Here is a 14,161-nt window from a genome sequence, read left to right on the forward strand (position 1 = left end):
AATTTTTGAGGTGTTTTTTTCGTTATTTTTAAATTAAGAATATGAAAAATTGGTACTATTTATCTTAAAAAAGCGAATATATACCGATAAAAGACATTAATTCAGCTTAACAAAAGCTATATAAATTACTTTTTCGTACTTTTGTATCATACTTTCTGATTAAATGACCTTTGTAAGTCTTGGTAACATTTACAAAAGGCTTTAAGTTGACATTTTTCATAATAATCGGTTTTAATGTTAATGTAATGATATGTCACAGAAAGTATACCTAAAAAACCGAGTGAATAACTCGGTTTTCCTTTTTTTAATACACTATGTATTTTTTATTAATTTACTCTAAAAACAATAGGTAGTGTATACTTTACTTTTACGTTTTTATTTCTTTGTTTCCCTGGCTCCATTTTTGGAAGCAATTTAATTACACGTTCTGCTTCTTTTTTTAGTTTTGGATGTGGAGCACGTGATTGAATTCCTGTAACATTTCCATTTTCGTCAATTACAAATAATACATTGATTCGTTTTATGCCTTCATCTAATCCTAATTCATTAGCCAAGTCTGCATCAAATTTTCGTTGGATAAGTTTGTCTATTTTTTCAGACATACACTTTTTTCTTTTTGCTTTACTCTTGAATTTTTCACATCCAGGGTAAATTGGCGCATCTTCAATAAAAGCGAAAGGAACTTCTTCAGGAATTTCAACTGGATCTTCTACTTCAACAGTACTTACATCTATTAATGAAGTCACCTCTTTAGGCTCTACTGTTGTTTTCAATACAGTTTCCTTAAGATCTTTGTGATCGTTTTCCACTTCTTTAATCTTGTCAATAATAAGCTCTGTTTGCACAACTGGTTCTGGCTTCAATTGTTTTACCACAACCACTTCTTCTTGGAAGACTGGCACATACGTCATATCATCTTCTAGCACATCTTCAACTTCTGCTACTTTTGGAGCAGCATCAACTGTTTTTACTTGAAATATTGTGTAGACAATAAATAAACTCAGCATGAGGCTTACTGAGAATCGCAGTAAAGAGTTTTTTTCTCCTTTTAAGTTGTTCTTTTTTGCAAGGTGACTTTCGCGTACACCATTTGCATTCACATCTTTGTTGTGAGTTGCATTTTTCATATTAATCGGTTTTAATGTTAATGTTGTGTTAACATCAAGAAACGTACCAAAAAGAGAAAGCCCGAGCAAAATGCTCGGGCTTTTTAATATTTTTATTGTTTTCTTAACTATTGTACTTTGAAAACGATTGGCAACGTATAGTTTACACCTACAGGCTTACCTCTTTGCTTTCCAGGTTTCATCTTTGGAAGACTCTTAATTACTTTTTCAGCTTCTTTAGCTAATCTTGGATGCGGCGCTCTTGAACGTACATCTGTAATATTTCCTGATCTGTCAATTTTAAATACAACAAAGATTTTTTGAACTCCTTCTAAATCTAAGTCAGAAGCTAATTCGGTGTTGAATTTTTTGTTTACGTGCTTTTGTACTTTTTCAGACATACATTTTTTACGCTCTGCCTTACTTTTATACTTTTCACAACCTGGAAAGATTGGTGCATCTTCAATAACCGAGAATGGTACATCTTCGATCACCTCTTCTTCTTCAACAACCTCTACATCTTCTACTTCTTCGATTACTTCATCTTCTGTAGTTTCTGTAGACTCAATTACCGTTTCTTCAACTTCTTCTTCATCTTCTACAACTTCAATAATTTCTGGAGCTGGGTGCGGTGGTGGTGGTGGCGGTTGTTGTAATTGCTCGGTGATGATCATTTCCTCTTCATCACTCTCAATTAGGTCAACTGTTTCTTCTTTTACAACTTCATCGTAAGCTGTCCACTCCATACCTTGCCAGATAAGGAATGTTACTAATGCTAAACCTAAAGCTAGATAAAATAGACTATTTTTTCTTAAGTCAGCATCTGGATTCTTCTTTGCTTCCATAATAATAGAGTTTTAATGGTTGCTAATTTAATTATTTATTAGCAGAAATAACAATTAATTCTACGTTTTTAACTTTCTATTTTTCGCAATAAACCATTTTATGATGAATATTGCAAATATTATGCCTGTTGTGTTTGCAAGTGCGTCTTGCCAATCTCCTTGCCTGTTTGTAACTAGTGTCTCTTGAATAATTTCTATAATGACACCATACATAATAGAAAAAACCGCACTAATTACAAGCGCATTTTTCTTTAATACTTCATTTGTAACTCCTTTTGAAAAAGCTAAAAACCAAGCAATTGTAAAGGCAAAATATATAATTCCATGTATGAGCTTATCTGCATAGGAAAAATGCAATACTTGCGGACCTTTTAGTTCTATTAAACTTAGGATCGTAATTGCAATGGTCCAAGCAAGGGCTCCAACAGAAAAAACATATTTAAGCACCTAAAACTTCTTTGTAACCTTCAGCATCAAGTAAACCATCAACCTCAGAAGAATCTTTAATTTTGATTTTAATCATCCAACCTTCTCCATAAGGATCTTTATTGACTAATTCTGGATCATCTTCAAGGCTTTCGTTAAGTTCTATCACTTCTCCAGTAAGTGGCATAAATAAGTCCGATACCGTTTTTACAGCTTCTACTGTACCAAAAACTTCATCCTTATCAACTTCTTCATCTAGAGTTTCAACATCAACATATACAATATCACCAAGTTCTCCTTGAGCAAAGTCAGTAATTCCAACAGTTGCTACATCGCCTTCAATTTTTACCCATTCGTGGTCTTTTGTATATTTTAAATCAGCTAGTATGTTCATTTTGTATGCAATTTTGTGTTATTTGAGCAAATGTACTTTTTTCTGTTTAAGTTTTCAACCTCAACTATTGTTAATTTCCAAAATTGTATCGAAGTGTAATTCCTGAACGAATGGTTGTTTGTGGAAACGCTGTAGATACTGCAAATTCTGAAAATGTATGATCGTAATAGAATAAGGCTGTTAAGTTTCTACTTAATGCATAATCTGCCGTGAATTTTAATGACCAAAGTGTTTGTCCTGCAGTTACTTGGTTGTTAAATAAATCAAGACTTCTTATAATGGTAATATTATCACGTAATGACAAATCTGCTTTTAAGTTTAAGTCTCCTTTTAAGGTTGTTTTCTTTCCTGCAATACGTGTATCGATTCGTACATCTTTGAAACGATACCCTAATCCTACAATATATTCATTTCCAGAAACCTCTGTAAGCAAGTTGTTATCAAAACTTAACGATAGTGCTCTATCACGCTTTACCTCTGCCAATATTTTTACAGAGTTTTTCATTTCCATATCAATTCTAAGTAATGGATTGAACTGTTCTACCAAGTTAATGTTAGAGAATATGTTTTGATTATGGAAGTTTCCTCCTTGATCTAGGTTAGACGCTCCAAATGGATTTGCCGCATCATAATCTAAATTATTTCTAAACGAATTGACTGTATAGCTTGAACGATATCCGTGTGTTAATGAGAAACGTTTGAAACGCTTTTTGAACCACTTTAATCGCATCAATCCTGTATACTTTATTGTCCAGTTAGGAATTGGCACATCTCTGAATGCTCCAAGTTTTACATTATTTGCATCTTGCCCAGAATACGCTGCTAAGAACGCTGGTAATAATACTGCTTGATTCGTTTTTCCAAATCCATCAGGGAAACCATCACCATCTGTATCTGTTAATGGCTGTCCATTAGCTTGTGCCAGACGTCTTGCAATAATTTGCCTGTTATTTTCAAAATCTGCAAATGTTGCTGATTGATTTTCATCACTCTTTTTGAAAGCTGTTTTTATCAGTAAGGTAGAAATCCCAAAGTTTCCAAATGTATTTCCAGCTCCATTTGGTGATAATGAGATATATTCGCCATTTTGCACATTGAACTGCTCTGAGAAATTTTCTGAGAAGTTACGATTGGCAACCATATCAATTTTTAAATCACGCATTGGTTCAAGCATTGCTGTAATGTCTAAATTTTTGTTATGCACTTGCGTAAATTGCTGGTTAAATCCAGTAAACTCCGTTAAGTATCCTTGTCGCGCTGCTTCGTAACGAACATCTGCTTGACTACCAAATACGAATCCAAGAGATGGTTTTAACGTTCCAATAAATCCAATAGATGGTGTATATCCTGGTAATACTTTACCATTATTTTCTGAGTAACTAATATTGACACGTTTTACACTTCCAACAACATCCACTAAAGTGTTGAATATTTTTGTTCCGACACTTGCCTTGTTGGACGTCTTTTTCTTGTCTTGATCTGCTGCATTATCCGTTGGAACTCCTGGTCTACGTGGGTTTCTTGTTTTGAGGTTCGTTTTAGCGTTTCCTTTACGTTTTCTAACAAAACCTATATACTTATAGAATTTTGTCATATCCAAGGTCGCATTCAAATTATGCGTATTGGCATTTTGAATTGTGTTTAAACGCTCTCCTGCTACTTCTTGCAATACATCTGAACCACGTTGCCAGTTAAAGTCTCCAGTATAACTGTAAGAAGCTGTTAAAAAACTAAATGTTGGTATTTTATTCAACGGTAAATCATACGTTAACTGCAATGATTGTGTATGTGTGTTTGGATCTCCAATATCCCAGAATCCATCCCAAATCCCTAAATCTGCGTTGATATCGCCATTTTCATCAAAGTAGTTATTGACGATATTGTTGTTTGCCGCTGTAAAGTTGAATCGCAATGAATTCGTTAAATTATAATTAATTGCATACGACCAATCAAATAAGAAGTTACGTTGCTGTAAACGTGGTAAATTACCTATTTCAGCCTCTGGTAATAATGGATCTCTATAAATTTGATCGTTGAAACTTCTCGTAATGTTTGAGTTTAATGAAATACTTGTTGGTAACGGATTGAAGTTAAAATCTTTTAACCATTTCCAATATCTTCCTGTAAATAATGAATCATTCTTTTTGAAAGGTTCAATTGATTTTGGTTGGAAGTTAAAATTATAATCTAATCCTGCACGTACATTTTGATCTCGTAAAGATTTGATTTCATAATCATGATGCTCTGTTTCGTTGTATGAGTATGAAAGTGTTAAATTTTCTACATCATAGAAACGAGCTTTTTTCTCCGCTCCTCTTTCTTTACGAACACCAATAAAGTTGATACTTTTTCGCTTCGTATAGTTAATTGCTTCATTTTCTATTCGATCTCTTTCAGCTTGTGTTTCTGCTAAATCTAATCGATCTTCTAAACGTATATCTTGATAGAATGGATCGAATTCTGGTGTTATTATTTCTTCTCCAATACTATAATTGAAAGGTATTTTGATTCCCCATTTTTTTGGAAGTAATTGTCCTAAACTAATATTAGTTACAACATCGTATTGCTTTATTTCTTCTCTACTCCGATCATTTGGTGATTGTTCAATATTACCAAAACCAACCGTACTGATTCTTCCAGTTGCCGATACTGTAGCAAAGTCAGCAAGATTTGCATCTAACGAACCAACTGCTGCCCAACCTCCACGATTTTCTAATTCTGCCAAACGCAATTCGTTAAACCAGAATTCACCACAAATTGGAATTCCACCAATAGGTGTATCTGTTGCATCCAAGCCAGTTGCTGTTGCATTTTTAATACCCACCATTAACGAACGTACTCTACCAATAGTTGGATTACCAATTATAGCAATACGCATGCGCTCATCTGTTCCGTACGGCGCAAATTGATTGACAATTTCTTCTGCATTTTCATTATAGTAAGCCACTTCAGTAGCACCACTTGTATTGTTGAAGTTTGCTGCTTTGATTCGCGTTAATAATGCTAGCGGAATATCAAATTCGTTTTTCCACACATCTTCTGGAGAAGATTCATTATCTAAGGTTACGTTTAACGGAATTTCAACTTGATAATAGTTTTGTGTAAAGTCATTACCAAATCTCAAGAAAGCAACCGCTTCTTGATCCGCTAGTTGCTGCGTTTGCCCGAAGAGTGATTCCGCATGGACAAACATTTTTAAGTTTTTGTATTGTCGTAAATCAATGTCAATATTCTTGAATACACCACGTGAATCTCCTGCTTCTAAATCACACAGCACCATTCCCAGCGATTGCTCATTTTGACGAATTACTGTATTGTTATTGTTTAATTGCTCACGTACAACTCCTGGAGGAATTACATATCCGATTGGCAATTTGTTTGCATTTTCTTCAATGTTTACGATGTTTACATCAAATTGTGTATTGGCATCTGCTCCATCTTGCGGATCGTCACCATTATCTTGAAGTGTTAAGTTATAACGTCTCCAATCACCACGAATTAAATCAAGTGTTCCAAAACGCAATACAGTCGGTTCATTAAACCCTGTCATATACATACGGATAAAACGAATCGCTCTTAAGTCATCTAGAGAAATACGATCGTCTGTATCTTGTTTGTAAAAATCTGTAATTGGAATTTTGAACTGAACCCAACGCGATTCAATCACACTTCCATCAGGAGTTTCTCTTGAACTTGTGCGTTCATCGGTAATATAACTTGTAGCCGTTCCAATACTTGGATTGATAGGAATTCTAAATTGAAAATAATTATCAATCGTGTTCATTGTTTGATCTCGGTTGATATCTTCCACATCTGGCACTGTTGTAGAACCTCTATTCGTATCAGTTACCGTAATAGGAGAGTTTCCTTGTGTACCATTGTAATTTTTATAACGCTGTAATACATCTCCGTTTGCATTTAAGAAATATTGGTAGTTATCTGCGGCAGGATCGGCCTCACCTGAATAGTTATCATATCTCGTTGCTTCTTCCGTATCATTTAAACCATCTAAACCTATATCTTGCACTTGTCTGTTAGCTTCTTCTGAATCGAAAGCATATACAAGTGATTGTGTTTGCGGCACTTGCCCCCAAGCTGTTTGCGTTACTAATGGGTTTACAGCATCCGCTTCTGGCAATCCGTTTTCGTATTGTTTACGTCCATCTTTTAAGATATCTTCAGAGATATTACCTATATTCAGGACTAATTCTCCTCCTGTACTTGATGTGTTTCCAGAGGAGAAGTATGGATCTAGTAACCAAAATTGAATGTATTCAACGTTTGCTTGCTCAAAGTTTGTTGTGGTAACTGGGCGCATAATTCCTGCCCAATTTTGTTGTTCAGGTTGTCCTGCAAAAGTAGGATTGTTATTATACGGACCTCTTTCACTTGGGTAATACGCTAAATATAATGTTTTTTGCACAGTAGTTTGACAACGAGAAATATCTGTTTGAGGGAAAATTTCTTCTACAAAAATTCTACGTGTTTCGCTTGTAGATACATCTGCTGGAGAAATTTCGCCCGGTGCTTGATTCCCGTAAAATATTGGGTCAATAGTATACCAAGCTAGTTTTGCTCTGTTGTATCCGTACTCTAACTGATCGTTTCCAAACTGTCCACCTAAGTTATCTCCCAAACTATTATCTGGTGTTCCCGGAGTACTTGCTAAAAACCAACCTAATGGTGATTTGATATCAATAGTAGACTGCGCACCTTCAAAATCATCAACATAGGCAGTAGCTTCTCCTTGAAAGTCTGCATTTTTGGGACTTCCTGGCAATAAGTAAGCAAATTCTCCACGAATAGAAACGTTTGAAGGAACATCTGTATCTATGTTTGGAAGCTTGTTTACTAATCGTGTTAAGAATGGTACTTCCGTAGAATAGTTTCCATTAAATCCGAAGATAGAGTTGTTTACTGGCTCTGCACCATAGTTTGCTTTTTGTGTAATTGGTCGCTCGTTCAGATTTAGATAAGTCGCCCCAATTAAGAAATTTTCATTGAATTGATGCTCTATGTTAATTCCTGTGAATCGTTTGTTTTGCTGACCAAATAGTGAATTATTTTCTACAGATACATTAATTGGAGTGTTTGATGCTTTTAAAGCTTCATCCAAAATTTGCACACGTCCTAATTGATAGTTTACTGTATAGTCAATTCCTTCTTGTAACACCCTTCCTCCAGCAGTAACTACTACCGAACCTCTTGGGACATTGAAAGCTCCTAACGGAATTCCGTCACCACCTTGCGATTTATAACGTCCTTTTAATTGGAATTTATTCAATTCAGCATCATCTAACGCTCCCGCTTTCGTCTCCTTATACATGGCTCTGTATACATAGCGTGACTGATTGGCGTTGTAATCGTTAGGATCATCGTAATCTTCCGTAGCAGAGTTTCTTAATTTTTCAAATAAATATTCTCCAAATGGTTCAACAGTCGTGAATATGATGCGTCCAAATTCTTGGTCGACTGTAATTCCTGGTAAATAGTCAAAGAAACCATCTCCACCTGGTTGTGGATTTTGATAAATATCTAATCGGTCTAAGTTGAATACTCTTAATAATATCTCATCGGCTACATCTGCAGGTAATGGAGGTCCACCTTCCGCAGCTGTAATATAGTTTACAGGAGAAGGATCAGTATATAAGATGTTTAATCTAAAATCTTCTGGACTTAACTGATATGCATCCGTTGAATAGATATTTTTCATCATTAAGTCCCAAATTGGATCTTCTACTTCCGTGATGGCACTTTTTAGAAGTTTTACAACTAAATTTTGATTTTGAATTTCAGTAGGATTCCCATCAGCATCTGTGTTTGTAACTTGCGTCGCATCAATTCCTCCATTTGCAAATTCACCTACTTGATACACTTGTCCATTTGCAGTAAACTGATATGCTACTGCAAGTACTTCATCATTACTTAAACGTTGATTTAAAGAAATGTATCCTAATTTTGTATCAACTTTATATTCGTTTTCATTCAGTTTTCGTGCATTTTCTAAATACACATAATCAAATCCTTGCTGAACACTTGAAGAAACCGCTCCAAATCCTTGTTGAATAGTCGCAATATCACGAATTGATTCTAATAAAACAGAGTTTCCTGTTCCTATTGCTTCTGGATTATATCTATTATTTTCATTATCAGGAAATGCGCTAGAAGGAGTTCCATTAAATATAATTGCTTGGTTCGTCCTCATTTTATCTGGATCAGATTCTCCTAAATCTTGTAAACCTACAATGTTACGTACGTTTTGCGTTTGTGCAGATCGGTTGGTTACCCACACTTCCACACGTGTAATTTCTACTGGCGTGTTTGGGAATGGATAGTTTGCTTGTGCAATATCGTATCGATCTCTAAAGTATTGTGATAAGAAAAAGTGACGATCCTCATCATAGTCTAAGGCAAATAATGCAAATTCTTCTATGGTTCCACCGCCTTGAGCTGTGATACTTCTTGTTTGTGAACGTTGTTCGGAGAAAACTCCTGTGATACGTGTTTTCCCAAACTGTAGTTCTGTTTTTACACCAAATAAACTTTGTGCACCTGTTATTAATGAGCTATTAAGAGGCATACTTACATTACCAACTTCAATTTTTTGTAAGATATCGTCTTCCGTTGGCGTATATTCTAATTTGATTTGATTTTGGAAGTCAAATGTAGATTCTGTATCGTAGTTTGCATTAATTTTTAATCGCTCTCCTACTTTTCCTAATAAACTTAAACTAATTCGTTGATCAAAGTCAAAACTTAAGTTACTTCGGTTTCTTGGCGACAACGCTGGATTGTCATTTTTTTGGAAACGTACTCCTAAGTCAATTGCCACAGAACCTTGCGGGATTACTTCAATGGTATTTCCTCCAAAAATATTTTCAAAGAAGTTTGAGTTGACATAGAATTTTGGCAATAAGTTTTTTTGTGCGTCTTCTGAGCCTTCTTTTTTACCAGAAATTGCATTAATCTTTTCTTTAAAGTATCCTTTCATAGTTTCCTTAAGCAATAACTCTCGGTATTGTTTAGGCGTCAAGATTAAAGGATAGCTAATATCATAGTTACTAACCGTTTCTGTATAGATATATCGATCTGTTTTTGGATCATAGGTATATTTAGAGACAATGCTTGATGGATCTTTTAATTTTATTTTTCCAATAGCATAACCCGTTTTCGTTGAGTCTTGCGGCGTTGTCGGTTCTTGTGCCGCTAGTATGGTGCTAAATAACAAAGCAAATACGACAAGCGTATTTTTGGTATATTTTGTTATCCGGTTGGTAATGTTTTCCAAAGTAATTATAAGTTTTTTAATGCCATTTTGATTAACTCTTCTACACTTCCGTTTGGCATTTCTTTAATTATTTTATCGAGTACTTTTTCAGATTGCTTTCTTGTGTAACCTAATACTTCCAAAGCTGATAACGTTTCTTCTTTGTTTGTATTGCTTTGAGACATCGAAACTTCATCAAGATCGTATAATTTTAAGATTTTATCCTTTAATTTGATAATGACACGTTGTGCAGTTTTAGCTCCAATTCCTTTTATACTTTGAACAGTTGCCACATCTCCACTACCAATTGCTTCACATATTTGTTCGGCGGTTAGTGAGGATAACATAGTACGGGCTGTGCTTGTTCCAATTCCAGAAACTGAGATCAATAAGCGAAATACTGCGCGTTCTGCTTTTTGAAAAAAACCATAAAGTGTATGTGCATCTTCGCGAACATGAAGATGCGTGTATAATTTTACATTTTCTTGATTGGGGATTTGCGTATAAGTAGTTAAAGAGATATTGATAAAGTATCCGACTCCACTGCATTCTATCACTACATCTGTTGGATTTTTCTCTACGAGCTTCCCTTGAATATGAGCAATCATCTAATATTTACTAGTTAAAGTTTCAAATGTAATAAATTTATTCACATTTATTTAACCATTTGCACCTTTAATATACTAATCTTGTATCGTTATTTATAATTCTTCTTCTTTTCGTTGCTGCCACTTTTCTTTTTCTTGTGCATCAACTGCTGCTACAGCTGCCATGTTAATCATTTCATCTACGCTTGCACCAAGTTGTAAAATGTGAACGGGCTTCCTCATTCCAAGCATAATTGGACCAATGGAGTCCGCTTTATTTAACTCTTTCATGAGTTTATAAGTAATGTTTGCCGAATCTAGGTTTGGAAAAACTAAAGTATTGACTTCTTTTCCTGCCAATTTTGAAAACGGGAATTTTTCTGAGAGCATTTCCCGATTCAAGGCAAAGTCTGATTGCACAGCTCCATCTGCATTGATCTCAGGATAATATCTATGTAGATACTGAACAGCTTCTCTCACCTTTTTTGCATTTTCATGTTCAGAAGAGCCAAAGTTAGAATACGACAACATAGCAATATTTGGCTCTAGTCCAAACATTTTCACGGTTAATGCTGTCATTTGTGCAATTTTCGCCAAATCTCGTGCAGACGGATCAATATTGATTGAGGTATCTGATAAGAATATTGGTCCACGTTCTGTAATCATTAAGTTTGTGGTAGCTGCTTTTCGTACGCCTTTTGCCGTTCCAATGAGCTCTAACATTGGTTTTACAACCGTTGGATAACTTCTTGAATATCCTGAAATAAGTCCATCCGCATAACCATCATTTACCAACATTGCTGCAAAGTAGTTACGTTCACGCATTTTCTTTTGCGCATCAATAAGTGTTACTCCTTTACGTTTTCTAGATTCCCAATAAATTTTAGCAAACTTATCACGTTTTTCTAATTGTTCATCACTTTTAGGATCAATAATTTCAACATCGCCATCAAATTCTAATTCGTCTCTGAGTTCATGGATAAGCTTTTCATTTCCTAAGAGAATTGGAATTGCAATACCTTCATCGTATACATATTGTGCCGCTTTGAGCACATCCAAGTGATCTGATTCTGCAAATACAATTCGTTTTGGATTGGTACGCGCTCTTTTGTGTAATAATCGAATGATTTTATTGTCTGCTCCTAACCTGTGTAAAAGTTCATCTTCATAACGCGCCCAATCATCTATAGGTTCTGTAGCCACTCCTGATTCCATTGCCGCTCTTGCTATTGCTGGAGGAATTTTTGCAATTAATCTAGGGTCAAATGGTTTTGGAATAATATATTCTTTTCCAAAGGCAAGTTTGGTTTCTGCATAAGCAATATTTACCTGCTCTGGAACGGGTTCTTTTGCTAATGCTGCAATGGCCTTTACAGCTGCCATTTTCATTTCCTCATTAATCTTTGTTGCACGAACATCAAGAGCTCCGCGAAAGATGAATGGAAAACCAAGTACATTGTTTACCTGATTTGGATGATCTGATCGACCTGTTGCCATGATAATATCATGACGGGAAGCAATGGCTTCCTCATAAGAGATTTCTGGTGTCGGATTTGCCATAGCGAATACAATTGGATTGTCTGCCATAGAACGTAACATATCTTGCGAAACTATATTTCCAACAGAAAGTCCCAAAAACACATCTGCTCCTTGCATGGCATCTGCCAGTGAGTCATAGTGTTTAGAAGTCCTAAAACGTGCTTGCATTGGCGATAAATCTGTTCGATCCTTATGTAGCAAACCATCTACATCAAACATAGCGATGTTTTCTAGTTTTGCACCAAGTGCTTCATATAAATTCATACATGAAATAGCTGCTGAACCTGCACCTGAGACTACAAAACGAACGTTTTCTATTTTTTTCTCCGCCAATTCCAAGGCATTGATTAACGCCGCAGAAGAGATAATTGCTGTTCCATGCTGATCATCGTGCATCACAGGAATATCTAGTTCTTCAATAAGTCTGCGTTCTATTTCAAATGCTTCAGGTGCTTTGATATCTTCTAGATTGATTCCTCCAAAAGTAGGAGCAATGTTCTTTACCGTTTCAATGAATTGGCCTACATCTTTGGTATCTACTTCAATATCAAAAACATCGATATCTGCAAAAATTTTGAACAACAATCCTTTTCCTTCCATCACTGGCTTTGAAGCTTCTGGACCAATATCTCCTAAACCTAAGACTGCAGTTCCGTTAGAAATTACAGCAACCAAATTTCCTTTGGTAGTGTATTTATAAACATTTTTTTTATCCTTTTCTATTTCTAAACAAGGCTCTGCAACTCCTGGTGAATATGCTAAGGACAAGTCACGTTGCGTAGAATATCTTTTCGTAGGAACTACTTTGATTTTCCCTGGTTGCGGTTTAGCATGATATACAAGAGCTTCTCTCCTTTTACGTTCTTTGTTGCTCATATTTTTTCTTTAGATACGAAATGCAAATGTAGCATTTTTGAGAGAAAGGAAAGTAAGAAAAAAGGTCATAGTATGTTAATTTCTATGACCTTCTGAAAACATAAACTATCCTAAATTGATCTTTCCCCGCTAATTTATTTGATAGTTTTAAGTTCTCAACTTAAAAAATAGCATTCAATACCATCTATACATATATTCAAATACCTAGTATAATCTAGCAACTTTATATTCTACATCACAACCTTGAAAACATCCAATAATTGTATATTTTCTTAAGGTTCTTCCACGCTCCGTTATCTTATTAGATGTGCATCTTGCAAACCTTCTTTTTCCTTAGAATTAATTTTACATTTTTTTGCATATTAAAATTATTAACAACCCAAACACCTTACTGTTAACCAGTAAACACAATACACATTGCCAATACAGAATACTCTATTTCATATCTACTATATTTTCACAATAAAATATCTTGAAAAGTTGAAATAGAAATTGTTTTCTATGCTACTATTGCTTAGTCTAAGAAATCTGTAAAGTAAAATCATATATGAAGTATACAAAAGAGAAGTGGGTAAAAATCTAATCCATTTTAGCATGACTTCAACAACAATGCCCTCACATAGTTGAGTGATATACTATCTATGATTAAAAGTAATCATCTTGAAAGTTAAATCAATAATTGAAAGCTTCTAATTTTTTACTGAAAAGCTCATAAAGTATTTTTCTTCAAAATACTTGCAACAACAAACACATCCATATTTTTACTTTCCAAAGCAACAGCAAAACCCTTTCATAATACTTATATGCTCCACCTTAATTCCTCAAATCTAAATATATGCGATCAACTGCATTGATAATTATATTTTGAGTTAGATCATGCTATGATATTTTCAATCAACAATATATTTATAAGATTAATATCACTATCAATTATTTGTTGAATTTGATCTATACAATTAACTTCAAATCATATAATATCCCAATAATATGTTCCTATGCTAAGGGTCATTTCATTTTCTTCTTTTACTCTCAAAACTTTGCTAGGAGCTTACTTCTTACAAGTAAAAAGAAGTAATTAAGAAATAAAAATTATTAAAAGGTGTTTATTGAATGAAATATGT

General features: G+C 34.6%; 7 protein-coding genes. All 7 read right to left on the minus strand.

All coding sequences use genetic code 11. The annotated features are described in order from the left end of the window. Positions 1-326 precede the first annotated feature (326 nt). The gene (locus MK119_RS02480) at positions 327-1,127 is read right to left on the minus strand and encodes an energy transducer TonB (RefSeq protein WP_290670495.1); all 801 of its coding nucleotides are present in this window, start codon (positions 1,125-1,127) and stop codon (positions 327-329) included. A 107-nt stretch (positions 1,128-1,234) separates the two neighbouring features. Further along, positions 1,235-1,951 (minus strand): energy transducer TonB, encoded by a 717-nt coding sequence (locus MK119_RS02485; protein ID WP_290670498.1) that lies wholly within the window; start codon positions 1,949-1,951, stop codon positions 1,235-1,237. A gap of 60 nt (positions 1,952-2,011) precedes the next feature. Next, positions 2,012-2,398: a VanZ family protein gene (locus tag MK119_RS02490; RefSeq protein ID WP_290670501.1), complete on the minus strand. Its 387-nt coding sequence runs from the start codon at positions 2,396-2,398 to the stop codon at positions 2,012-2,014. Next, positions 2,391-2,771, minus strand: coding sequence for a glycine cleavage system protein GcvH (gene gcvH / locus MK119_RS02495; RefSeq protein ID WP_290670504.1), 381 nt, complete (start codon positions 2,769-2,771; stop codon positions 2,391-2,393). Before gcvH ends, MK119_RS02490 begins: the two co-directional genes overlap by 8 nt. 70 nt (positions 2,772-2,841) lie before the next feature. Further along, the gene (gene sprA, locus MK119_RS02500; protein ID WP_290670507.1) at positions 2,842-10,059 is read right to left on the minus strand and encodes a cell surface protein SprA; all 7,218 of its coding nucleotides are present in this window, start codon (positions 10,057-10,059) and stop codon (positions 2,842-2,844) included. 5 nt (positions 10,060-10,064) lie between these two features. Next, complete coding sequence (ruvA, locus tag MK119_RS02505) at positions 10,065-10,646, minus strand: Holliday junction branch migration protein RuvA (RefSeq protein WP_290670510.1); 582 nt, start codon at positions 10,644-10,646, stop codon at positions 10,065-10,067. A 93-nt stretch (positions 10,647-10,739) separates the two neighbouring features. Next, positions 10,740-13,040, minus strand: a complete 2,301-nt coding sequence (locus MK119_RS02510) for an NADP-dependent malic enzyme (RefSeq protein ID WP_290670513.1) — start codon at positions 13,038-13,040, stop codon at positions 10,740-10,742. Positions 13,041-14,161: the final 1,121 nt, after the last annotated feature.

It is taken from the genome of Kordia sp., from assembly GCF_022447245.1.
Classification (GTDB): Bacteria; Bacteroidota; Bacteroidia; order Flavobacteriales; family Flavobacteriaceae; genus Kordia.